Source organism: Paucibacter hankyongi, from assembly GCF_037482915.1.
GTDB lineage: Bacteria > Pseudomonadota > Gammaproteobacteria > Burkholderiales > Burkholderiaceae_C > Paucibacter_A > Paucibacter_A hankyongi.
In genome coordinates this window covers 408,462-433,107 of the sequence record NZ_JBBHJX010000001.1, presented here as the reverse complement: position 1 = coordinate 433,107, position 24,646 = coordinate 408,462, and the positions used below count along the sequence as shown (strand labels likewise).

At 63.3% G+C, this 24,646-nt stretch carries 17 protein-coding genes and 2 riboswitches; of the genes, 8 read left to right on the top strand and 9 right to left on the bottom strand.

Features of this window, described 5'->3' with window-relative positions; translation table 11 throughout:
* Positions 1-95 precede the first annotated feature (95 nt).
* The gene (locus tag WG899_RS01935) at positions 96-989 is read left to right on the top strand and encodes a dienelactone hydrolase family protein (RefSeq protein ID WP_339593928.1); all 894 of its coding nucleotides are present in this window, start codon (positions 96-98) and stop codon (positions 987-989) included.
* A 432-nt stretch (positions 990-1,421) separates the two neighbouring features.
* On the opposite strand, the gene WG899_RS01930 is transcribed toward WG899_RS01935, so the two are convergent.
* On the bottom strand, positions 1,422-1,838 hold the full coding sequence (locus tag WG899_RS01930; RefSeq protein ID WP_339593927.1) for a DUF3653 domain-containing protein: 417 nt from the start codon (positions 1,836-1,838) through the stop codon (positions 1,422-1,424).
* A 246-nt stretch (positions 1,839-2,084) separates the two neighbouring features.
* Here WG899_RS01930 and WG899_RS01925 point away from each other — a divergent pair, with 246 nt between their 5' ends.
* From WG899_RS01925 to WG899_RS01905, 5 genes are all read left to right on the top strand, one after another.
* Entirely contained in the window at positions 2,085-5,432 is a 3,348-nt protein-coding gene (locus tag WG899_RS01925; protein ID WP_339593926.1) for an amidohydrolase family protein, read from the top strand.
* 53 nt (positions 5,433-5,485) lie between these two features.
* A riboswitch (glycine riboswitch) is annotated at positions 5,486-5,589 on the top strand.
* A gap of 17 nt (positions 5,590-5,606) precedes the next feature.
* Positions 5,607-5,716, top strand: a riboswitch (glycine riboswitch).
* Between the two features lie 55 nt (positions 5,717-5,771).
* Positions 5,772-6,893 carry a glycine cleavage system aminomethyltransferase GcvT gene (gene gcvT / locus WG899_RS01920; protein ID WP_339593925.1) on the top strand — a complete coding sequence of 374 codons (1,122 nt, stop codon included), beginning with the start codon at positions 5,772-5,774 and terminating at the stop codon, positions 6,891-6,893.
* Positions 6,894-7,007: 114 nt separating this feature from the next.
* The gene (gcvH, locus tag WG899_RS01915; RefSeq protein ID WP_339593924.1) at positions 7,008-7,382 is read left to right on the top strand and encodes a glycine cleavage system protein GcvH; all 375 of its coding nucleotides are present in this window, start codon (positions 7,008-7,010) and stop codon (positions 7,380-7,382) included.
* Between the two features lie 158 nt (positions 7,383-7,540).
* Entirely contained in the window at positions 7,541-10,438 is a 2,898-nt protein-coding gene (gene gcvP / locus WG899_RS01910) for an aminomethyl-transferring glycine dehydrogenase (protein WP_339593923.1), read from the top strand.
* Between the two features lie 99 nt (positions 10,439-10,537).
* Positions 10,538-11,929, top strand: coding sequence for an L-serine ammonia-lyase (locus WG899_RS01905; RefSeq protein WP_339593922.1), 1,392 nt, complete (start codon positions 10,538-10,540; stop codon positions 11,927-11,929).
* 78 nt (positions 11,930-12,007) lie between these two features.
* On the opposite strand, the gene WG899_RS01900 is transcribed toward WG899_RS01905, so the two are convergent.
* From WG899_RS01900 to WG899_RS01875, 6 genes are all read right to left on the bottom strand, one after another.
* The gene (locus tag WG899_RS01900; RefSeq protein WP_339593921.1) at positions 12,008-12,787 is read right to left on the bottom strand and encodes a substrate-binding periplasmic protein; all 780 of its coding nucleotides are present in this window, start codon (positions 12,785-12,787) and stop codon (positions 12,008-12,010) included.
* Between the two features lie 143 nt (positions 12,788-12,930).
* Positions 12,931-16,149, bottom strand: coding sequence for an efflux RND transporter permease subunit (locus WG899_RS01895; protein WP_339593920.1), 3,219 nt, complete (start codon positions 16,147-16,149; stop codon positions 12,931-12,933).
* A gap of 10 nt (positions 16,150-16,159) precedes the next feature.
* Positions 16,160-17,359, bottom strand: a complete 1,200-nt coding sequence (locus WG899_RS01890) for an efflux RND transporter periplasmic adaptor subunit (protein ID WP_339593919.1) — start codon at positions 17,357-17,359, stop codon at positions 16,160-16,162.
* Between the two features lie 129 nt (positions 17,360-17,488).
* A complete protein-coding gene (locus WG899_RS01885) occupies positions 17,489-18,688 on the bottom strand; it encodes an MFS transporter (RefSeq protein WP_339593918.1) in 1,200 nt (399 codons plus the stop codon).
* 5 nt (positions 18,689-18,693) lie between these two features.
* The gene (gene aroC / locus WG899_RS01880; protein ID WP_339593917.1) at positions 18,694-19,794 is read right to left on the bottom strand and encodes a chorismate synthase; all 1,101 of its coding nucleotides are present in this window, start codon (positions 19,792-19,794) and stop codon (positions 18,694-18,696) included.
* Positions 19,795-19,913: 119 nt separating this feature from the next.
* On the bottom strand, positions 19,914-20,384 hold the full coding sequence (locus WG899_RS01875) for a CBS domain-containing protein (RefSeq protein ID WP_339593916.1): 471 nt from the start codon (positions 20,382-20,384) through the stop codon (positions 19,914-19,916).
* 115 nt (positions 20,385-20,499) lie between these two features.
* On the opposite strand from WG899_RS01875, the gene WG899_RS01870 reads away from it, so the two are divergent.
* Both WG899_RS01870 and WG899_RS01865 read left to right on the top strand, forming a co-directional pair.
* Complete coding sequence (locus WG899_RS01870; RefSeq protein ID WP_339593915.1) at positions 20,500-21,804, top strand: O-acetylhomoserine aminocarboxypropyltransferase; 1,305 nt, start codon at positions 20,500-20,502, stop codon at positions 21,802-21,804.
* Positions 21,805-21,822: 18 nt separating this feature from the next.
* Positions 21,823-22,635, top strand: a complete 813-nt coding sequence (locus WG899_RS01865) for an alpha/beta fold hydrolase (RefSeq protein ID WP_339593914.1) — start codon at positions 21,823-21,825, stop codon at positions 22,633-22,635.
* On the opposite strand, the gene WG899_RS01860 is transcribed toward WG899_RS01865, so the two are convergent.
* Together WG899_RS01860 and WG899_RS01855 are read right to left on the bottom strand one after the other, a co-directional pair.
* Complete coding sequence (locus WG899_RS01860; RefSeq protein WP_339593913.1) at positions 22,636-23,601, bottom strand: MipA/OmpV family protein; 966 nt, start codon at positions 23,599-23,601, stop codon at positions 22,636-22,638.
* A 77-nt stretch (positions 23,602-23,678) separates the two neighbouring features.
* Positions 23,679-24,638: an NAD-dependent epimerase/dehydratase family protein gene (locus tag WG899_RS01855; protein WP_339593912.1), complete on the bottom strand. Its 960-nt coding sequence runs from the start codon at positions 24,636-24,638 to the stop codon at positions 23,679-23,681.
* Positions 24,639-24,646: the final 8 nt, after the last annotated feature.

Below are 24,646 nucleotides of genomic sequence, written 5' to 3'. Positions count from 1 at the left end.
TGACTGCATTCGAAATCCCGCCGGGGGACGAACAGCCATGCCACGTGCGCCCGCTGTCTGCGCATAAACTGCCTGCACCAAAAGGAGTGCCGACCATGACCCAACGTCTAACCGCTCAGGACTTCCAAGCCGAGGTGCTGCAACTGTTTGATCAATATGTGCACGGCGACCTCAGTCGGCGCGGCTTCTTGGACCAGGCCAGCCGCTATGCCGGCAGCGCGGCCGGTGCGGCGGCCTTGTTGGCCAGCCTAAGCCCCCAGTTTGCGCAGGCGCAGCAAGTCAAGCCCGACGACGCGAGGCTGCAAACGCGCATGCAGAGTTTTGCGTCGCCCAAGGGACATGGCGAGGTGCGAGGCTATGTGGCCAAGCCAGCCGGCGCCTCGCGGCCCTTGCCCACCGTCTTGGTGGTGCACGAGAACCGCGGCCTGAATCCGCATATCGAAGACATTACGCGGCGGCTAGCCTTGGATGGTTTTCTCGCCTATGCCCCAGACGGGCTGGCTTCATTGGGGGGCTATCCGGGCGATGAAGACAAGGCGAGGGCGCTGTTTGCTCAGTTGGATGCCGGCAAGCTGCGCTCCGATTTCATGGCCGCCGCACAGGGACTGAAAACCTTGTCCGAATGCAATGGCAAGATCGGCGTCGTCGGGTTTTGCTTTGGTGGTGGCATGGCTAACTACTTGGCCACGCAGATCCCGGACCTGGCTGCCGCCGTGCCGTTCTATGGCGGACAGCCGCCGGCCGAAGAAGTCGGCAAGATTCGCGCGCCCTTGCTGATCCACTATGCCGGGCAGGATGAACGCATCAATGCCGGCTGGCCCAAGTACGAAGAAGCGCTGAAGGCCGCAGGCGTGCCCTACCAAGCCCACAGCTATCCGGGCACGCAGCACGGTTTCAACAACGACACCACGCCGCGCTTCGATGCAGAGGCGGCCAAGTTGGCGTGGCAGCGTACGGTGGAGTTTTTCAACGCAAAGCTGCGCGGCTAAACCGCAAAGGGCAGGGTGCGCGATTAGCCGCATCCCTGGTCCGGGCCTGCGCACCACCGAACCGGCCGTTTTGACTCCCACCGTAGCTTGTTCGAACTTCCAATTCTTTGATCAGCATTGGCAATTCAACAATGCTGATCAAGCCAGCTTGCTCGAGCTTGAGGCAAACGCGTGGCTTTCGCTTCATGGGTTTCTCGAACATTGGGCACCTTTTTGCTGCTGCGCGGCCTGTTGAGCGCGCCAAGGAAACTGCGTGTCGTCAGGTTGCAGGCTCGCCAGCAGTTCATCCGTGATCGAAACCGCGCGCTCCTACGTCGCGCCCTCTAGCCCCCGCCGTGGTCAATCCGCCGCGCTCGCGGTCCATCACAATCCCCACACGGCGAGTTTTAGGACACCAGCGCGGCCCTGGGCAGTGATGGCCTGTTTTCCGGACTAGGCCAGTTCTGCGCGAGCCTCCTTGAGCTTTTCGCGCAGGTCTTGGCGCTCGAGGTAGAGCAAGCCGAACATCTGAGCCCTGCGGTACGTCAGGTTGAGCCACGAGAAGTCCTTGCCGACGAATCCATGGCCTTCAGGCGCCCACAACGTGCCTCGACTGAAGTGCCAGCCTTCCCAGGTCTTTCCTGGCAGTTCCTGGTAGCTCATAACCCGAAGCAATCGGATCACAGCGAACGGAAAATCGCCGGAGCGCTGCCAGCGATAGACCGTTCCTTCGGAGACTCTCAAAAAGGAAGCCAGGGTGGATGCGGTGAAGCCCAAATACCGGTAAAGGGATTTGAGTTTTCTCCCATGTGCGGCACGGGTTTCAAGGCGGTGATCCACCGTTCGTGCAGCTTCACGATTAATCGACAATGTGTATTATGTAAAATCAAATAGATGAAGGAAAACAGTCCGGTGCTGTTGTTGTCGGCACCAAGGAATTGTGGCTACTGCCCGCAGAAATTTGACTATGGGTCGACGGCACGCACGCTGTGCCCAGCGCACAAGCGATGCAAAACCAGGGGAATGACTTACGCCTCGGCAGGCCGGGTTCGCATATGCTGCGCGACCGCCCCAGCCTCAGTCCCTGGGCAGATTCACCCGCCACACGCCTCCGTGATGAAGACCGCTCCCAACACCGCCTTCCGCCCTCGTTTGCCCACACTTTCTATCTCGCTGATTTGCGCCGCACTCGCCGCGGCCGCAGGTACTCCGGCCCAAGCAGCGGACAGCTTGCCTGCCACAGCCAAATGGAACGTCAACGAGACGCCGGGCGCGGCCCGCAGGGTAAACATCAACACCCGCAGCGGCACCTGGATGTCGCTGGACGTGAGCCCGGACGGCCAAAGCATCGTCTTCGATTTGCTAGGTGATTTGTATATGCTGCCCATCGCGGGTGGCGAGGCGCGTGCCCTGACGCATTCTGTGGCCTGGGAGCAGCAGCCGCGCTTCTCGCCCGATGGCAAGCTGATCGCCTTTCAAAGCGATGCCGGCGGCGGAGACAACATCTGGGTGATGAATGCTGATGGCTCCAACCCTCGCGCCATCAGCAACGAGGACTTCCGCCTGCTGAACAACCCGGTCTGGCACCCCAATGGCAAGTACATCGCCGCGCGTAAGCATTACACCGGCACCCGCTCTGCGGGCTCCGGTGAGATTTGGCTTTTTCACTTGGATGGCGGCGCCAACACCAAGGGTGTGCAACTGAACGAGAAGCCGAATTGGCAAAAAGACCTGGGCGAGCCCGCGCTCTCGCCCGACGGCAACTATCTTTACTACTCCCGCGACACCACCGCCGGGCGTGAGTTTGAATACAACAAAGACGCCAACGGCGAGATCTTCAAGATCTTCCGCCAAGACTTGCGCGATGGCACGGTGGAGGCCTTTGTGCAGGGCGCCGGGGGCGCCATCCGCCCCACACCTTCGCCCGATGGCAAGTACCTGGCCTTTGTCCGCCGCATCCGCAACCAAAGCACGCTGTTCCTGAAGGACTTGAAGACCGGCCAAGAAAAGCCGGTCTGGGCCCAGATGGAGCGCGACCTGCAAGAAGCCTGGTCGGTGAACGGCGTTTACCCTGCCTTCGCCTGGACGCCAGACGCCAAGCATGTGGTGACCTGGGCCCAGGGCCGCATTTGGAAGGTGGACCCGTTTGCAGGCACGGCCGCCGAGATCCCTTTTCATGTGAAGGACCAGCGCGAGGTGCGCGAGGCCTTGCGGCAGGCGCAAGAGGTGGCCCCGGATCAATTTGCCGTCAAGCAATTGCGTTGGGCGACCGTGGCGCCGGACGGCAGCGCGGTGGTTTATTCCGCGCTCGGCCAGCTCTATATCAAGGACCTGCGCGCTGGCAAAGAAGCGCTACCCCCGCGCCGACTCACGCAGCGCAGCGATGCTTTCGAGTCCTTCCCGAGCTTCTCGCGCGATGGCAAGTCCTTGGTCTTTGTGAGCTGGAACGACGAACAACTCGGTGCAGTGCGCAAGCTTGACTTGGCCAGCGGCCGCGAGACCCAGATCACCAAGACGCCCGGCAAATACTTGGCGCCCAAGCTCTCGCCCGACGGCAAGACGGTGGTCTACAGCAAGCAGCCCGGCGGCTACCTGACCTCGCCCTGGCACGGTCTGGACAAGGGCATCTACATCGCCGCAGCTGATGGCAGCGGCGCGCCGCAGCGCATTGCCAAGGACGGCGATGCGCCACAGTTTGGCGCGGGCAGCGATGCGGTCTACCTAACCCGCTCGTCGCTGAGCAATGAGGTAGATTTCGCCCGCAAACTGGTGCGCATTGACCTGGCCGACCGCAAGGAAACCGAGATCGCCAAGTCTGAATTTGCCACCGAGTTCAGCCTCTCGCCGGACGGCCAGTGGTTGGGCTTTGTGGAGCGCTTCCATGCTTATGTAACGCCGCTGCCGCAGGCCGGCAAGTCCATCAGCGTGGGGCCCAAAATGGACGCCCTGCCGGTGCGTCAGCTGGACATCATCAGCGGTGAGGCCATGCAGTGGAGTGGCGACAGCCGCAGCGTGCACTTCACCGCCGCCGACCAGCTGTTCACCACTGCCCTGGCCGATGCCTACAAGCCCGGCGCTGCGGCGTCCGAAGGCAAGGCCAGCGAATTCAAGCCGTCCGCTCAAGGCCGCCCGATTGGCTTTGTGCAAAAGGCCGACAAGCCCAGCGGTGCCATTGCCATCAGCGGCGCGCGCATCGTGACGATGAAGGGCGACGAGGTCATCCCGGACGGCGTGATCGTGGTCGAGGGCAATCGCATCGCCGCAGTCGGCGCCAAAGGCCAGGTGCAAGTGCCGGCCGGCGCACGAATGCTAGACGCCAGCGGCAAGACCATCATCCCCGGCCTGATCGACGCGCATTGGCATGGCGGCATGGGCGAGACGGAAATCATCCCGCAGCAAAGCTGGGTCAATTACGCCTCGCTGGCTTTTGGGGTGACCACCTTACACGACCCGTCGAACCGCAATGGCGACATCTTCACCCAGGCCGAAATGCAGCGCGCCGGCACGGTGCTGGCGCCACGCATCTATTCGAGTGGCACGATTTTGTATGGCGCCAAAACGCCATTCACCGCCGTCATCAACAAGCTGGACGATGCACTGGTGCATCTGAAACGCCAGCAAGCCGCCGGGGCCATCAGCGTGAAGAGCTATCAGCAGCCGCGCCGCGAGCAACGCCAGCAAATCATCGAGGCCGCACGCCAGACCGGCATGATGGTGGTACCCGAAGGGGCCTCGCTGTTCCAGCTGAATATGAACATGATTGTGGACGGCCACAGCACCATCGAGCATTCGCTGCCGGTGGCCCATGTCTATGACGATGTGAAGCAGCTCTGGTCGCAAACCCAGGTGGCTTACACGCCCACCTTGAACGTGGGCTTTGGCGGCTTGGACGGCGAGCATTATTGGTACGCCCGCACCGAGGTCTGGAAGCACCCGCTGCTGACCCGCTACGTGCCACGCGCCCTGCTGCAAGCGCGCAGCGTGCGCCGCCTGACCGCGCCGGATGAAGACTTCAACATCCTGCGCATCGCCAAGACCGCCACCGAGCTTCAGCGCGCCGGTGTGCGCACCAATATCGGCGCTCATGGGCAGCGCGAAGGCTTGGGCGCGCATTGGGAGATGTGGATGTATGGCCTGGGCGGCATGACTTCGCTGGAAGCGATCCGCAGCGCCACCTTGAACCCGGCCCAGACCCTGGGACTGGACAAAGACCTGGGCTCGCTGGAGGTGGGCAAGCTGGCGGATTTGGTGATCATCAGCGGCGATGTGCTCGGCAATATTCGCAACAGCGACCAGATCAGCCAGGTGATGCAAAACGGCCGCTTGTTCGAGGCCAAGACCATGAACGAGGTCTTGCCGCGCAGCAAGACCCGCCGCCCCTTCTTCTTTGAGGGTGTGAACGGCGAAGCGGCTCCCATCAACGATGAACTGGCGGGCCAAGCCCATGCGCATGGCCATGACTGAGGTTTGCGGGGGCTAAAAAGTCTCGTCCGAGCGAGGGCAAAGCATGGCTACAATGCCCCCCGTCAGGAGAGAGTTTCCTCGCGGGAACCGCCGAAGGCGCAGTGGCACTGGTGATCCCACGCTGCGAACGCTCAGGCAAAAGGACTGACAAAACGTCCGTTCACAAAACGTCGGGCGTTCCTCACTGGAGAGAGACGAGCCTTTGAGCCCGTCCACCGAAGGGGCAAGCTGCGGGCGATACGCCGGCGGCCAATCTCTCAGGTAAAGCGGACAGCGAGGGCATTCCCCCTACTCCTTGGTTGGAGTAGGCCAGATGACTGCCCTCGAGTAATTGCCGCCATGTCCGCTGATCAAACCCTCCTCAAGACCCCCCTGCACGCGCTGCACATTGAACTCGGCGCCAAGATGGTGCCCTTTGGCGGCTACGACATGCCGGTGCAGTACCCGAGCGGCGTGATGGCCGAACACAAGCACACCCGCGCTGCCGCTGGCTTGTTCGACGTCTCCCACATGGGCCAGGTCCGCTTGATCGGCGAAGGCGCCGCCGCCGCGCTGGAAACCATCGTGCCGGTGGACGTGATCGACCTGGGCCTGTTCAAGCAGCGCTACGCCCTGTTCACCAACGAGGCCGGCGGCATCTTGGACGATTTGATGATCGCCCGCCGCCCGGACGACCTCTTTGTGGTGGTCAATGCCGGTTGCAAGGTGCAAGACATCGCCCATATGCAAGCCAAGATTGGTGACAAGTGCCAGGTCTTGCCTTTGCCCGAGCAAGCGCTGCTGGCCTTGCAAGGCCCACAAGCCGTGACCGCTCTCTCGCGCCTGAATCCTGAAGTCGCCAAGCTGACCTTCATGACCGGCGGCTTTTTCAATCTGGAAGGCATAGCCACCTTCCTGACCCGCTCGGGCTATACCGGCGAAGACGGTTTCGAAATCTCGGTGCACCAAGACCAAGCGGTCGACTTGGCTCGCAAGCTGCTGGCTCAGCCGGAAGTCAAGCCCATCGGTCTGGGCGCGCGTGACTCGCTGCGCTTGGAAGCCGGCCTGTGCCTCTACGGCCATGACATCAATACCGAAACGACCCCTGTCGAAGCCTCGCTGACCTGGGCCATCCAAAAGGTGCGCCGCGCCGGTGGCGCCCGTGCCGGCGGCTACCCCGGCGCCGCCGTGGTGGACGATCAACTGGCCAACGGCGCTGCCCGCAAGCGCGTCGGCCTGGTCAGCAGCGAACGCATGCCGGTGCGCGAAGGCGCCAAGCTGGTCAATGCCGATGGCGCCGAGATCGGCGTCGTCACCAGCGGCACCCTGGGCCCCACGGTCGGCAAGCCAGTTGCGCTGGCCTATCTGAGCAAGGAATACTCGGCCCTGGGCACCGAGGTGTTCGCCATCGTGCGTGACAAGCGCACGCCGATGACGGTTTCCAGCACGCCCTTCACACCTAACGGCTACTACCGCGGTTAATTCCGGGTTGATTTCGCGGCTGATCCCAGTCCCTGCCAGGGTCAGGTCTTGCAGACCGACCCAGTTTGATTCGATTTTTCTCCCTCCTGCACTCATTTATTCACGGAGCAACACATGAGCATCAAGTACACGCACGACCACGAGTGGGTCCAGATCGAAGCTGACGGCATCGTCACCGTGGGCATCACCGTGCATGCGCAAGACGCGCTGGGCGATGTGGTGTTCGTTGACCTGCCCAGCATTGGCGCCACTTTTGCCGCCAAGGAAGTGGCCGGCGTGGTGGAGTCCGTCAAGGCCGCGGCCGATGTCTACATGCCCGTCAGCGGCGAAATCACCGAAGTCAACGAAGCCCTGCGCGATGACCCTTCGCTGGCCAACTCCGACCCGCTGAAGGCCGGCTGGTTCTTCAAGGTCAAGCTCAGCAACGCCGCTGAACTCGACGGCCTGATGGACGGCACCGCTTACGACGAGTTGGTCAAGAACAGCTGATTGACAAGGCTGCTGCCGGCATGGCCCAAGACGGGCAGCGCTCGGCAACAGCCTGGATTGCCTAGAAGTCCCAGGGGCGCTTGAAAAAGCGCTCCGCCCTTCCCCGAATGATCGGAGTCTGCCCGCCACGAGCCGGCGCACTCCAGCAAGGAATTGCCATGTTGATGTCCACCCTGCAGCCGCTGGCCGCGCTCGAAAACGCTTCCGAATTCCACGCCCGCCACATCGGCCCCTACGCCAGCGATGAAGTCGCGATGCTGTCGGTGATTGGTGCCGCCTCGCGTCGCGCGCTGATCGAAGCCATCGTGCCCGCCAGCATCAAGCGCTCGGTCGGCATGGACCTGCCGCCGGTGGCCGGCGAGGCCGCAGCCTTGGCCGAACTGAAGGCCGTGGCCGCCCAGAACAAGGTGCTGAAGAGCTATATCGGCCAGGGCTATTACGACACCCTGACCCCGGGCGTCATCCTGCGCAACATCCTTGAAAACCCCGCCTGGTACACCGCTTACACGCCTTACCAAGCCGAAATCTCGCAAGGCCGCATGGAGGCCCTGGTCAACTTCCAGACCATGGTGACCGACCTGACCGGCATGGCCATCGCCAATGCCTCGATGCTGGACGAAGCCACCGCCGCCGCTGAAGCGATGACCCTGGCCGCCCGCGTGGGCAAGAGCAAGTCGCAAGTCTTCTTCGTGGCCGACGACGTGCTGCCGCAGACGCTGGAAGTGGTGCGCACCCGCGCTGAACCGCTGGGCTTCACCGTGCAAGTGGGTCCCGCTGCCGAAGCCGGCAAGAGCGAGTGTTTTGCCGCCCTGCTGCAGTACCCCGGCGTGTTCGGTGAAGTGCGCAGCTTGCAAGCCGCCGCTGATGCGCTGCATGCACAAGGCGCTTTGCTGATCGCAGCCGCCGACTTGCTGGCCCTAACCCTGATCAAGGCTCCGGCCGAAATGGGCGCAGACATCGCAATCGGCACCACCCAGCGCTTCGGCATGCCCATGTGCAATGGCGGCCCGCACGCCGCTTACATGGCTTGCAAGGACGAGTACAAGCGCAATCTGCCGGGCCGACTGGTTGGCGTCTCGATCGACGCCCACGGCAATCAAGCCTACCGTTTGGCGCTGCAGACCCGCGAGCAACACATCCGCCGCGAGAAAGCCACGTCGAACATCTGTACCGCCCAGGTGCTGCCGGCCGTGGTGGCCAGCATGTACGCGGTCTATCACGGCCCTGCAGGCTTGAAGCGCATTGCTCAGCGCGTGGCCAGCTTCACCGCCGTGCTGTCCAAGAGCTTGCAAGGCCTGGGCTGGACGATTGCCAATAGCAGTGCTTTCGACACGCTGACGGTGCAAACCGGCGGCAAGACCGACGGCGTGCTGGCTGCGGCCGTCGCTGCCGGCATGAACTTGCGCCGCGCGGCTGTTGACGCTGTCAGCATCTCGCTGGACGAAACCACCACCCGCGCCGATCTGCAAGCGCTGCTGGCAGTGTTCTCGGCCGGCAAGGCAGAGGCCGACTTCTCGGCCTTTGAGAAGGGCGTGGCTTCGCTGATTCCGGCGGAACTGCAACGCACTTCGGCCTATCTGAGCCACCCGGTCTTCAACCGCTACCACTCCGAAACCGAGATGCTGCGCTATCTGCGCGCACTGTCGGACAAGGATTTGGCGCTGGACCGCAGCATGATCCCGCTGGGCTCTTGCACCATGAAGCTGAACGCCACCAGCGAGATGATCCCCATCACCTGGCCCGAGTTCGCCGCGATTCACCCCTTCGCACCGCACGATCAGCTGAAGGGTTATGCCCTGCTGAACGATCAGCTGACCGGCTGGCTCTGCCAGGCCACCGGTTACGCCGGCATCAGCCTGCAGCCGAATGCCGGCTCGCAAGGTGAGTATGCGGGTCTTCTGGCCATCAAGGCCTGGCATGAGTCGCGCGGCGAAGGCAATCGCAAGATCTGCTTGATTCCTGAATCGGCCCACGGCACCAACCCCGCGTCGGCCCAGATGGTCGGCATGAGCGTGGTGGTGACCAAGTGCGACAAGGAAGGCAATATCGATCTGGTCGACCTGAAGGCCAAGTGCGAACAGCACAGCGCCAACTTGGCCGCCATCATGATCACCTACCCCTCCACTTACGGCGTGTTTGACACCCATGTGAAGGAAATCTGCGCGCTGGTGAAGAGCCATGGCGGCCGCGTCTATGTGGACGGCGCCAATATGAACGCTTTGGTTGGCGTGGCGGCTCCGGGCGAGTTCGGCGGCGATGTCTCGCACCTGAACTTGCACAAGACCTTCTGCATTCCGCACGGCGGTGGCGGCCCCGGCGTCGGCCCGGTTTGCGTGGTGGCCGATCTGGTGCCTTATCTGCCGGTGCATCGCTCGGCCGGCTATGAAAGCAAGACCGCCATCGGTGCGGTCTCGGCTGCACCTCTGGGCAATGCCGCCGTGCTGCCGATCAGTTGGATGTATGTGCGCATGATGGGCGCTGAAGGCCTGCAAGCCGCCACCGAAGTGGCGATTCTGTCGGCCAACTATGTGGCCGCACGTTTGGCCGATGCCTATGACATCCACTTCAGCGGCAATATCGCTGGCGTCAAGGGTGGCGGCGTGGCCCACGAGTGCATCTTGGACATCCGTCCGCTGAAGGACGCCACCGGCGTCGGTGCCGAAGACGTGGCCAAGCGCCTGATCGACTACGGCTTCCATGCGCCGACCTTGTCCTTCCCAGTGGCCGGGACCTTGATGGTGGAGCCGACCGAGTCGGAATCCAAGTTCGAACTGGACCGCTTCTGCGATGCGATGCTGGCCATCCGCGCCGAAATCGAAGAAGTGGCCAAGGGCACTTGGAGCCGCGAAGACAACCCGCTGGTGAACGCACCGCACACCGCCGAGAGCTTGCTCAAGGCCGAGTGGACCCACGGCTACAGCCGTGAAGTTGCGGCCTACCCTGTGGCCTCGCTGCGCCGCCAGAAGTATTGGGTGCCGGTGGGCCGCGTGGACAACGTCTACGGCGACCGCAATCTGTCCTGCTCTTGCCCGCCGATGAGCGACTACCAGAGCTGATCCTCACTCTGAAAAGTAAAACCGACCGCGCGCAGAATTCACTGCTGCGCCGTCGGTTTTTTTTGAACTCAAGGTTTCACTTTTTCCTGCGGAGGCCCCATGGCCGTTTCAGTTTTTGACCTCTTCAAGATTGGCATCGGCCCATCCAGCAGCCACACCGTCGGCCCCATGCGCGCCGCGCGGCTCTTCGTGCTGCGCCTGCGCCATGAGGAGTTGCTGGGCAAAACCGCGCGTGTGGTGTCGCAGCTCTACGGTTCTTTGGGTGCCACCGGCAAGGGCCACGGCAGCGACAAAGCGGTCTTGCTGGGCTTGGCCGGCCATGAGCCGGACACGGTGGACGTCGAGCAAGTACCGGCTTATCTGGACGCCATCCGCTCAGGCAATACCGTCAGCTTGTTGGGCGAGAAAACCATTGCCTTCAACGAAGCCAAAGACCTGGTGATGTTCCGCCGCCAAAGCCTGCCGCTGCATGCCAACGGCATGAAGTTCAGCGCCTATGACGAGCAAGGCGAATTGCTGACCGAGCGCACCTACTACTCGGTGGGCGGCGGCTTTGTGGTGGCCGAAGAGGTGCTGGCAGACGGCCAAAAACAAAAAGTCATCGCGCCTGACGCGACGGTGCTGCCCTACCCCTTCAAGTCGGGCGACGAGTTGCTGGCTTTGACCAAGCAACATGGCATCAGCATCGCCGAAGTGATGCGCCGCAATGAACGCCACTGGCGCACAGACGAAGAGACCCGCGCCGGGCTTTTGAAGATTTGGCAGGTGATGCAAGACTGCGTCACCCGCGGCTGCAAGACCGAGGGCATTTTGCCCGGCGGCTTCAAGGTCAAGCGCCGCGCACCGCAACTGCACCGTGACCTGACCGCTAATCCGGAAGCCGCCTTGCGCGACCCACTACAGGTGATGGACTGGGTCAATCTCTATGCCTTGGCGGTGAATGAAGAGAACGCCGCGGGTGGGCGCGTCGTCACGGCGCCCACCAACGGCGCGGCCGGCATCGTGCCCGCCGTGCTGCATTACTACAGCCGTTTTGTGCACCACGCCAATGACGACGGCGTGATCGACTTCTTGCTGACCGCCGCCGCGATCGGCATTCTCTACAAAGAGAACGCCTCGATCTCAGGCGCCGAGGTCGGCTGCCAGGGCGAAGTGGGCGTGGCCTGTTCCATGGCCGCGGCAGCTCTGTGCCAGGTGATGGGCGGCACGCCCGAGCAGGTGGAAAACGCGGCCGAGATCGGCATGGAACACCACCTAGGCCTGACCTGCGACCCGGTCGGCGGCTTGGTGCAAATCCCCTGCATCGAGCGCAATGCGATTGCATCGGTCAAGGCCATCAACGCCGCACGCATGGCTTTGCGCGGCGACGGCACCCACTTTGTCAGCCTGGACAAAGTCATCAAGACCATGCGCGACACCGGCGCCGACATGATGACCAAGTACAAGGAAACCGCACGCGGCGGCTTGGCGGTGAATATCGTCGAGTGCTGATCCAAGTCGAGCGCGATCACTGTTGCGGTCGGCCAGCGCTGTTCTCAAGGCCTTGACCGCAACACGGGCAGCTTCGCCTCAACGCTCCAGCGGCGGGTTGTCCTTGGGCAGCCAGCGCTTGTAGATGGCGAGAAATGTGCCGTCGTGCTTCAAATCGCGCAGCCGGTCAGACCAGGCCTTGACTTCGGCGTCGGGGGTGTCGGCTGAAAAGGCGATATAGCCTTCGGAGCTGGCATAGCTGTAGACGATTTCCAGCGCCTCGTCGGCAACCCCGGCCTTGGCCATGATTTGCGGCATCGACAAACGCTCGGTGGCAAAAAATGGCGCACGCTTGGCCAACAACATGCGAATCGCGGTGCCAGGATCGGTCACCGGCAGCAGGTTCTGAAAGCCCAGCGTTTTCAATTCCTCCGCAGTAAACCAATCCCGCACCACCAAGACCGCCGTGGCGCGCTTGGCGTCCTCCATACTCCGTAAACGCATGCCGTTTTGGGCCGGCGCATAGATGGAGCTGTAGAAGGTCACGATCGGGCCGACCCACTTGAACTGTTTCTCACGTTCCGGTGTGCGGGCCATTGAAAACAGCGCTACCGTGCCGACCCCCTTCACTTCGCGGAAGGCGCGGGCCCAGGGCATGAACTCGATGCCTTGCTTTTGCCCTAAGCGCCGCTGAATCTCTTGAACCACCTCGACCGCCAAGCCCTTGGGCACGCCGTCTTGGCTGAAATTGACCGGTGGGAATTCCTCGCTGAGCAGGCGCACCTGGGCCTGAACCTTCGTATGAACTGGCAGCAGCAAACACAGGCTCAGCAGCAAGAAGCGCAAGCCTTGGGCAAGGATTTGAGAAGGGGGCAACATCGGTGGCGTCAGGATAGCAGCAACAAAACCGCTTTGCCCGCCCTACCCGGCCGCCAGATCAAGCGAGAAAAGGCGTCAAAGACGCCCTTGTCTGCCCCTCAAAAGACAGGGCCCAGAAGGGAACCCCGTCTCGCATCGTGACCTCACTCTGCCGGCACAAATCCCAGCGGCGCACTGTCATCGATCGCTGCCCCCTTCTTTGCCGGCATACGCTCGCGTACCAGGTAGGAATACAGCACCGGCACGACGACCAGCGTCAGCAGCGTCGATGTGATCACGCCGCCAATGATGGCGCGACCCATCGGCGCTTGCACCTCGGCGCCTTGGTTGAGGGCAATCGCCATCGGCAACATGCCGAACACCATCGCCGCGGTGGTCATGATGATGGGCCGCATACGGATCAGGCCGGCCTGCAACAGCGCCTCGGGAATGCTGGCACCTGCCTTGCGGGCATGGTTGGCGAAGTCAACCAGCAGAATGGCGTTCTTGCTGACCAGGCCCATCAGCATCACCAGGCCGATCATCGAGAACACGTTCAGGGTCGAACCGGTCACCAGCAGGGCCAACATCACCCCGATCAGGGCCAGCGGCAGCGAGGCCATGATGGCGATCGGCTGTACAAAGCTGCCGAACTGGCTGGCCAACACGATGTAGATGAAGATCACCGCCAGGCCCATGGCCGCCAACAGACCCTTGAAGGCATCGGCCTGCTGCTTGGCGCCGCCGTCCACATTGAAGCTGACGCCGGGTGGCAGTTGGGTGGCCTTGATCATCTTCTGTACATCGGCATTGACATCACCGGAGGGACGCCCCTCGGTACCGGCAAATACGGCTTCACGGCGCTGCAGGTTCTGGCGACGGATCACTTCCGGATTGAAAACCGACTCGATGGTGGCCACTTGGTCCAGCGAGATCGGCGAGCCGTCCTTGGCAAAGGCCACCGGCAGCTTCAGCATCTGGTCGACCCGCTGGCGCGCCTCGACCGGCAGGCGCAGCAGCACCTCGACCTGGTTGCCGTCCGGCGTGGTCCAGTAGGTCGCCACATCGCCGTTCACATAGGCACGCAGCGAGGCGGCCAGTTGCGGTGCGGTCAAGCCCAGTTCGCGCACGGCCGAATCTTTCAGCTTGACGGCATAGGCCGGCAGGCCGGGCTTGACCGTGGTTTCCACATCCACCGCACCCGGGATCTTCTTGATCTTGGCGACCAAATCATTGGCGGCCTGGGTCAGCACCTGGGGGTCATTGCCGAGCAAGGTGATCCAGATGGCACGGTCGCCGCCGACGCTGGCGTCGACGCCCGGAATCTTGGCGATGTCGGCGCGGATGGCGTCCTCGACCTCCTTCTGGCTGCGTTTACGCTCCTTCTTGTCGACCAGGGAGATACTCAGCGTGGCCTGGTTGCGCCCGGTGGTCATGCCTTCGCCGGTACCGCCCACCACGGTAGAAACGGTTTTGATTTCCTTGTAATGACTGAGGATGGCCTCGATCTGGCCCACCTTGGCATTGCTGCGCTCCAGGCTGGAGGCCACCGGCATGCGCAGATTGACCTGGGTGAAGTTGTCATCGGTTTTCGGTGCGAATTCGCTGCCGACAAAAGCGCTCAGCACCAGGGCCAAGACGAAGCTGCCGCCGCCGGCCATCATCACCAGACCGCGTGGCGTGATGGTGGCCAGACGCAGGCGACGCTTTTGGCTACGGTCACGTTGGCCCTGGGCGTCAAAGGGACGACCAAACACCGGGATCGGCGGCACAAACAGGCGATAACGGCGTCCCGAGAAGGCCCAGCGGATGGCAACTTCGTAGGCGCGATGCAAAGCATCCATGCCCCGGTCGGTTGCGCGGATCAGATGCCCGATGACCGGCACGCGCTTCAGGTAATGGCTCGGCGGGTCCTTCCAGATCGAGCTGAGCATCGGATCCAGCGTAAAGCTAACAAACAAGCTCACCAGCACCGCCACCGCCACCGTGATGCCGAAGGGGTAGAAGAACTTACCGATGATGCCGCCCATGAAGGAGATCGGCACAAACACGGCGCAGATGGCGAAGGTGGTGGCCATGACCGCCAGGCCAATCTCATTGGTGCCATCGAAAGCCGCTGTGCGGTGGTCCTTGCCCATGCCGACATGGCGCACGATGTTCTCGCGCACCACGATCGCGTCATCGATCAGCAGACCGATGCACAGGCTCAGCGCCATCATGGTCATGAAGTTCAAGGTGAAGCCGAAGGCGTGCACGGCAATGAAGCTGGAGATCACCGCAATCGGCAAGGTCAGGCCAGTGATGATGGTTGAGCGCCAGCTGTGCAGGAACAGGAACACGATGGCGATGGTCAGCAGCGCGCCTTCCACCAAGGTGTGCTTGAGGCCATCCAGCGCGTTCTTAACGTTATCGCTGGAGGCGAAGATCACATTCAGTTCGACATCGGCGGGCAGGCTCTTGCGCAGCTCCTCCATCGCCTCCTTGACCCCTTCGCCGGTGGTGACGATATTGGCGTCTTGCTGCTTGAAGACATTGAAGCTGACCGCTTGGGCGCCATTGATGCGGGCAATGCTGTCGGCCTCGCGCTCACGTTCGACCAAGCTGCCGAGGTCGCCCAGCGTCAAAACCAGATTGCCACGCCGCGCCACCACGATGTTGGCGAATTGTTTGGGGTCTTTGACCCGGCCCTCGACGCGCAGAATGGCGTCCGAGTTTTTATCCGAGATCAGGCCCACCGGTTGATCGGCATTGGCCTCGCGCAGTGCCTGCGAAATCTCCGCCGGCGTCACCCCGTAAGCCCGCAGGCGAAGCGGGTCCAGATCGATACGCACCTCGCGTGTGACCAGCCCACCCACATCCACCCGCGCCACACCGTCGACTCGGCCCAGGCGCTTGGCGATGGTCAGCTCGGCCATCATCGACAACTCGCGTGCGGGCCTGGTCTTGCTCATCAGCGCGGCCAGCACGATGGGCTGGCTGTCTTCGATCTGGGCACGCGCCACTGTCGGCGTCTTCACATCTTTGGGGAAGGCGGCTTGGGCGGCGGCCACACGGTCACGCACCTCCTGCATGGCGCGCCCCATATCGGTGTTCAGACCAAACTCGACCTGCGCCTGCACGCGCCCTTCGAAGCTGCGCGACATCACCTTTTCGACGCCGGCAATCGAGTTCAAGGCTTCTTCCAGCGGTTTGGCCACCTCGCGCTCGACCGCTTCCGGCGATGCGCCGGGGTAACGCACATCCACCGAGGCCACCGGGATCGAAATGTCGGGCATGTTCTCCACGCCCAGCTTGGCATACGAGAACAGGCCGAGCACGCACAGGGCCACCATCACCATGGTCGCGAAGACCGGGTTCTGGATCGAGACTTTGGTCATCCACATGATGCGATCCTCAGTTCAGCGCGGGGGCCGAAGCGGCTTGTGCCGAACTCGCCGCCAGCTTGGTCTTGACGGGCACCACGGAGGCCTTGGCGCCCTCGCGCAGATTGTCAAAACGCGCGGCCAGCACCTGCGCACTGGGGCTCAGCCCCTGCAGCACCTCAACCCGACCTTCACGAGCATCGCTGCGACCGGTGGTGACGATGCGGCGCAGCAAGGCGCCGTTTTCGATCATCCAGACCTGCTCCTGCCCGGCATTGCTGCTGACAGCCGATTGCGGCACCGTCAGGCGCTGCGCGTCATCGGGCAACTCCACACGTGCCACCGCGTACTGGCCGGCGCGGAACTCTTCCTTCGGATTGGCCAATTCCAGCGTCACGCCGATCGAGCGCGTGCCGGGTTCAGCGGACGGAGCGATGCGGCTGATGCGCGCTTCGACCGGTCGGTCGCTACCCTCGACCTTGACCTGCACCGGCATGCCGGGCTTCAAGCGGCTGACCTCATGGGTAGCCACCAGCCCGGCCAATTCCAAGCGGCTCAGATCCACGATGCTGAGGATTTGTTGCTCCGGGGCCAGCTTTTCGCCCGGCAAGGCGTGACGCTTGCTGACCACGCCATTGATGGGCGCCACCAGCGCGGCCTGACGCAAGGTCACCTGTGCGGTGTCCAGCTGCGCCTTGGCGGCGGAAACCTGGGCACGGGCGGCCTCGAGGCTGGCGCGTGAGGTATCGAGCGCGGTCGAGGCGATGAATTTCTGGTCGGCCAGGCCTTGGTTGGCCTTGAACTGGCGTTCGGCCTGATCAAACTGGGCGCGAGCCGATTCCAAGCTCGCGTTGCGTTCGGCGATGCGGTAGCGCAGCTCTTCCAGGTCCAGTTGGCCCAGACCTTGTCCAGCCTTGACGCGACTGCCTTCGGCCACGCTGAGATTCAAGAGCGTGCCGGTCGATTTGGCGCGCACGATCACCGTGCCGGGGGCCACCAAGGGGCCGGAAAACTCGATTTGCGCCGGCATGCTGGTGAGGGTCGGCTTGACCACCTCGCTGGGCACGAACTCGAGCGCGACGGCGGGTTTTTCGTCGCCGCCCTTTTTGCTCGCAGCGGCTGCTCTGGGCGCTGCCGCTTGGTTGGCCTTGCTGCTGCCTAACAACGTGACACCGGCACCACCGGCCAAAAGCGCTGCGGCGATACCGCCGATTAGCCACTGCTTACGCATGGAGTCCCCCATTGACATGTCTAGCTGAAAGTGGCCGCAGTGTAGGGATGGCCACCCACTGCCGCGAGAGCAACAGGGATGAACTGCAGATTCCGGGGCACGACTTGCTCCCGGCAGCGATCGGAGGCTCTAGCCGGCGCGGCGGCGATCCCAGACCAGGCTGCGCCAGCAGCACAGCGCGCTGGCCAAGGCGGCCAAGGCAGCGGCCCCGAAAACGGTGGCATAGCCGGTATGCGACACCAGCCAAGCGCCGGCGACACTGCCGAGCACGCCCGAACAGCCATAGCCCAGCACCGAATAGAGCGCCTGACCTCGGCCGCGCAAAGGGCCGGGGAAGTAGCGCGTCACGAGCGCAATGCAAGCGGTGTGCTGGGCGGCAAAGGTGATGGCGTGCAGGCATTGCGCCAGCACCAACACCGCCAGACTGCCGGCAAAGGCGCCGGTCAAGCCAAAGCGCAAGGCCGTCAGCAGCGCCGCGGCAATCAGCCAATGGTGCAGACTGCCGCGCTCCATCATGCGACCTTGCAAGGAGAACCAGGCGATCTCCACCACCACCGAAGCCGCCCAGAGCAGCCCGACAATCTGCTTGCCATAACCGAGCGAATCCAGGTAGAGGCTGAAGAAGGTGTAGAGCGCGGTGTGGGCCAGCACGGTCAAGAACACCCCGGCGAAAAACCAGCGCACCTCGGGCCGGCGCAAGACCTCGGCCACCGGCGGCGCCGGTGCGTGCGCATGCGCCGCGCGTTCCGGTTGCGGCGGCAGCCGCCAAGCCATCAGCACCACCGCGGCCAACAAGACCAGGATGGTGACGGCAAAGGCCTTCATGCCGAAATGTTCAAACCACCAGCCGGCCAACAAGACCGTGGCCAAAAAGCCCACCGAGCCCCAGACCCGCACCTGACCATAACGGCGCGCGTCCATGCCGCCTTCCGGCGTCATCAGCTGCGCGGCGATCAGCGTCTCGGTCAGCGGCACGATGGCCGCGTTGAAGCTGAACATCAAAAAGGTCGAGATGGCCAAGGTACTGACCGTCTGCCAGGGCGGCGGCAGCAAAAAGCCCAGGGCCGCCAGAAAACTCGTCAGCGCCGCAAAGCGGATGATCTTGATACGCTGCCCCGTGCGATCGGCCAGCGCCCCCCAGGCATAGGGGGCAAACAAGCGCGTCCAACTGGCCAGCGAGACCAGGAAGCCGATGGCCACCACCGGCAGGCCGAGTTCCTTATACCAGAGCGGCGAGTAGGGATTGAAGCCGCCAATGGCCGCAAAGTAGGCGCAGGACAGCGCACTGCAGGCCAGCAGCGTGCGCCTGGAGGCGGCGCCCTCGGCCATTCAGTTCAGGGAGCGGAGCCTGCGATGGCGCCGATGGGCAGCGCCACATCGCCACATTGCGCGCGGTGACGCAAGGCGTGGTCCATCAACACCAGGGCCAGCATGGCCTCGGCGATTGGGGTGGCGCGAATGCCGACGCAGGGGTCGTGACGGCCAAAGGTTTCCACGCTGGCCACCTCGCCAGCTCGGTTGATCGAAGCTTTGGGGCTGCGGATGGAGCTGGTCGGCTTGATGGCGATGGAGGCGACGATGTCTTGGCCGGTGGAAATACCGCCCAACATGCCGCCCGCGTTGTTGGAGGCGAAGCCGAGCGGCGTCAGCTCGTCCCCATGCTCGCTGCCGCGCTGGGCCACGACGCCAAATCCGGCGCCGATCTCGACGCCCTTGACCGCGTTGATGCCCATCAGGGCATAGGCGATGTCGGCATCGAGCTTGTCGAACAAAGGTTCGCCCAGACCGACCGGCACACCGGTGGCTTCGACACGGATGCGCGCACCGACCGAGTCGCCGGACTTGCGCAGCGCGTCCATATAGCTTTCCAACTCGGCGATCTTGCTGCTGTTCGCCGCGAAGAAAGGGTTGTTCGGCACATGCTGCCAGCCCTCGAAGGGAATCTCGATCTCGCCCAGCTGCGTCATGCAGCCGCGAAACTCGGTACCAAACTTTTCCTTCAGCCATTTGCGCGCCACTGCGCCGGCGCCGACCATGGGTGCCGTCAAGCGGGCCGAACTGCGGCCACCGCCGCGCGGATCACGCAGGCCATATTTGCGCCAGTAGGCGTAGTCGGCATGCCCAGGGCGGAAGGTGTCGAGGATATTGCCGTAGTCCTTGCTGCGTTGATCGGTGTTTTTGATCAGCAGGCAAATCGGCGTACCGGTGGTGAAGCCCTCGTAAACGCCGGAGAGGATCTCCACCGTGTCGGGTTCGTTGCGCTGGGTCACGTGGCGCGAGGTGCCGGGGCGGCGCCGGTCCAGCTCGGGCTGAATGTCGGCTTCGCTCAGACTCAGGCCGGGTGGGCAGCCATCGATCACGCAGCCGATCGCGGGTCCGTGGCTCTCGCCAAAATTGGTGACACGGAACAATTCGCCGAAAGTGCTGCCTGACATGGGGAACCTGGGTTGCTGAAGGGGCCGAGCGATTCTATCGGCCACTCATGGTCAACCCTGAGCGGGCATAAAAAAAGCGGCCCGAAGACCGCTTTACACAAGCCAGATCTCGGCTCCGTTCAGAGCTTGGGTTCACCGGCCGACTCGGGATTGTCCTCAAGCGGCCAGTCGCGGATATAGGCCTTGAGCATGCGGTTTTCGAAGTCCTGCCCGTCAACCACCGCCTTGGCCACGTCATAGAAGGAGATCACGCCCATCAGCGTCTTGCCGTCCAACACCGGCATATAGCGCGCGTGGCGACCCAGCATCATGCGGCGCACCTCGTCGATCTCGGTCTCGGGCGTGCAGGTCAGCGGGTGGTCGTCCATCACCGTGCGGACCAGCATGGTGCCCACCGAGCCGCCATTGCGTACGATTGCCGCGATCACTTCGCGGAAGGTCAGCATGCCGACCAAGTCACCATGCGTCATCACCACCAAGGAGCCGATGTCGCGCTCGGCCATCGTCGTCACGGCCACCGACAGCGGCTCGTCCGGAGTGACCGTGAACAGCGTGCCGCCCTTGACCCGCAGAATATCGACGACCTTCATGTTTTTCTCCTCAAACGCTAGGCAAAAAAGGGCAGATTGGGCTGCTCCGCTGCCGGGTTGGTAACTGGGAAGAAACATAGCACACAATCCCCGCATCAAACATCTGGGAGACACCATGTCCGGCTACGCCGACCCTGCTTTTGACACCTTGGCGCTACACGCCGGCGCCGCCCCCGACCCCACGACCGGGGCGCGTGTCACCCCGCTGCATCTGAGCACCTCGTTTGTGTTCGAAAACGCCGAGCACGCCGCCTCGCTGTTCAATATGGAACGCGCCGGCCATGTCTACTCACGCCTGTCCAACCCGACCACCGCAGTGTTCGAGGAACGGGTTGCCGCGCTGGAAGGTGGCGTCGGCGCCATCGCGACCGCCAGCGGCCAGGCCGCCCTGCACCTGGCCATCACTACGCTGGCCGGCGCCGGGTCCCACATCGTGGCCAGTGGCGCGCTCTACGGCGGCTCGCACAATTTGCTGCACTACACGCTAGCCCGCTTCGGCATCGAAACCTCGTTTGTGCGCCCCGGTGATCTGGACGCTTGGCGCGCCGCGATCCGACCCAACACCAAGCTGCTGTTCGGTGAAACCTTGGGCAACCCGGGCCTCGATGTGCTGGACATCCCCAGCGTGGCCAGCATCGCCCATGAGGCCGCCCTGCCCTTGCTGGTCGACTCGACGCTGACGACACCCTATCTGATGCGCCCCTTCGAACATGGCGCCGATCTGGTCTATCACTCGGCGACCAAGTTCTTGTCGGGCCACGGCACGGTGGTCGGCGGCGTGCTGGCCGACAGCGGCAGCTTTGACTGGCAGGCCGCGCATGACCGGCATGGCCTGTTCCCGGAGTTGTGCGAGCCCTATGCCGGCTTCCACGACATGGTGTTTGCAGAGGAGAGCACCGTCGGTGCCTTTTTGCTGCGCGCCCGCCGCGAAGGCTTGCGCGACTTTGGCGCCTGCATGAGCCCGCACACCGCTTGGCTGATCCTGCAGGGCATCGAAACCCTGTCGCTGCGCATGCAGCGCCATGTGCAGAACGCGCAGAAGATCGCTGAATTTCTAGCCGCCCAACCCCAAGTTGAGCGGGTGGGCTATCCCGGCCTGAACAGCCACCCCAACCATGCACTGGCGCAACGCTTGTTGCCGCGCGGCTGTGGTTCGGTGTTCAGCTTTGACCTGAAGGGTTCAAGAGCGCAAGGCCGCGTCTTCATCGAAACGCTGAAAATCTTCTCGCACCTGGCCAATGTCGGTGACTGTCGCTCGCTGGTGATTCACCCCGCATCCACCACGCATAGCCGCATGGATGACGCGGCGCTGAGCCTGGCCGGCATCGCCCCCGGCACGATACGCCTGTCGATCGGCTTGGAGGACGCGGACGATCTGATCGATGACCTGAAGCGCGCCCTCAAGGCCGCAGCCAAATAAGCACAGGGAGCCCTCACAATGAAATGGATCGTCAACGGCCACGAGGCCTATGCCTACACCGGCGGGCGGCCGCTGGACCCCAGCCTGCCCGCCGTCGTTTTCATTCACGGCGCGCTGAACGACCACAGCGTCTGGACCTTGCTTGCGCGCTGGTTCGCCCATCATGGCCATGCGGTGTTGGCTCTGGACCTGCCTGGCCATGGCCGCAGTGGCGGCGAGCCGTTGGCCAGCGTGGAGTCGCTGGGCGACTGGGTCTGGCAAGTGCTCGACGCTGCCGGTGTGCAGAGCGCCGCCCTGGTCGGCCACAGCATGGGTTCACTGATCGCGCTGGAGGCGGCTGCCCAACAAGCGGCACGCGCCAGACATCTGGCCATGCTCGGCACGGCCTACCCAATGAAGGTAAGTGAGGCCTTGTTGAACACCGCCGCCGAGCAGCCATTGAAGGCGATCCGCATGGTCAACACCTTTTCCTTCTCGACCCTGGCGGCAAAGCCCTCCTACCCCGGCCCGGGGGCTTGGCTGCAGGGGGGTGAACTGGCCCTGAAGCGGCGCATCCAAGCCGGCCAGACCGCCAGCAATTTGTTCGCCCATGATTTCCGCCTCTGCGACGCCTATGCCGGCGGCTTGGAGGCAGCGGCGCGGGTCAGTTGTCCTTGTGACTTCATCCTCGGCGAACGCGATCAAATGACCTCGCCCAAACAAAGTCGTCAGTTGGCCGAGGCCCTTAAGGCGCGGACCACGCTGCTGCCGGCCGGCCATTCACTGATGGCCGAGCAACCGGACCTGATGCTGCAAGCCCTGCGCCGGGCGCTGAGCACACCGTCGGCCTGATCAGTTGCGATAACCCAGGCTCAGGCCCAGGCTATAGCCTTGGGTCTGCTCGATGATGGGGCTGCTCGCCGCCGGCCCCAGCAAGCGGCTGAAGCCGGCGCTGGCAAAGCCCAGCCAATGCTGGCTGAAGGCATAGGTGTAGCCGGCATTCAAGCTCAGCTCCCGCAAACCGGCATTGGCGCGGTAGCTGCGACCAAGACGAGTCGCGGCGGCGCTGCCTTCAGGCACGCCGAAGTAACTGTCCATATAGCGGGCATCGCCGCCGCCCAGACTCAAGCCGGCCAGCAACTCGGAGCGGCTGTTGCGATAGAAGCTGTGGCTCAGATCCAGGTTGCCGACCAGGCCACCACCCCGCCCGGCCAAGTCTTGGCCCAAGGCTCCGGAGAGATGCCACTCGGGCGCCAAGGTGTAGGCGCCATACAAACGCCCCCGCAAGGTGCTGCGCACCTCGGGCAGACCGGCGGTGACACCCTCATCGCTGACCTTGCGCCCGCCATCAAGGCGCAGGCTGACGCCAAACCGGAAGCTATCACTGTTGTAGAGGTCTCGGCTTGCGCCCGCCCCCGGGCCAAGTGCGGCATGGCCGAAGCCCATCAGCGAAGCGCCGCCGGAGGTGGAGATGCGCCACTTGCCCCAGCGCAGAGCCCACATCGGTTTGATCGAGGTGTCGTACTTCTTGGAACCCCAGTAGTTCGGCCCATACTGAGTGGCCACGCCGAGCAGATACCGGAAGTCCGAGTCAACCAACTCGGCATGCGGCATCTCGGGATCCAAGACCGTCAACAGGGCCTTGACGGGAGGCTTTAAAAAATTAGCCACCGGGTCGGTCGAGTCCACTTCACTCGCCGGCTGAGGCGCCGATGGCGCCGCCGCAATCGTGGCAGCAGCGCCCGCTGGCGCTGGATCGGCCGAGCTTGGTGCACCCAGCACCAAGGCCAACAAGGGCGAAAGCAGATGTACTCGCATGCGGCCTAGCTTAGCAGCGCCGCGCCGACTGGCAAGCGATTTAAAAGGCCTTGTTGACCCGCGTGTTGTGGCTCGACTTAGGATGCGATGCCCAACATTGGGCGCAACTCTTTCAGCATATCGCTGACCATCGCCCGCAGGTCGTACTTCAGCTGCCAGCCCCAATCCTTCACAGCGGCGCTGTCATCAATGCGCTGCGGCCAGCTGGCGGCAATCGCTTGGCGGAAGTCCGGCGCGTAGTCGATCTCAAAGCCAGGCAGCTGACGCTCAATTTCAGCGGCAATCTCGGCGGGCGTGAAGCTGACACCGGCCAGGTTGTAGCTGCCACGCTGCTTGATCGACTCCGCGGGCGCTTCCATCAACTCGATGGTGGCGCGCAGTGCGTCAGGCATATACATCATGGGCAAGCCCTGCCCCTCTTCCAGGAAGCAGCTGTAGCAGCCGGTCTTCAGCGCCGAGTGGAAAATCTCGATCGCATAGTCAGTCGTGCCGCCGCCGGGCGGCGTCTTGTAGCTGATCAGCCCCGGATAGCGCAGGCTGCGCACATCGACGCCATGGTTTTTGTGATACCAGGCACACCAGCGTTCACCGGCCAGCTTGGAGATGCCGTAGACCGTGGTCGGGTCCATCACCGTGGTTTGCGGCGTGTCCAACGCCGGGGTGCTCGGGCCGAAAGCGGCAATCGAGCTGGGCCAGAAGATGCGGTCAAGCTTTTGCGTACGCGCCAGCTCCAGCACATTGAGCAGGCCCTTCATATTCAGATCCCAGGCCCACATCGGGTGCTTCTCACCGGTGGCCGACAAAGCCGCCGCCAGGTGATAGATCTGCGTGATGGCGTGACGTTTGACCACGGTGGCCAGAGCCGCCGCGTCGGTCACGTCCAGCATTTCGTGCGTGAGCTCGGGCACGCGGCCCTCGGGCGCCAGGTCGCTGGTGATGACATTGGCCATGCCATGCCGCTGGGCCAGTTCTTGGGCCAGTTCGGAGCCGATTTGGCCATTGGCGCCGATGATGAGGATCTTGGTGCTGCTGCTCATGCTGCTTG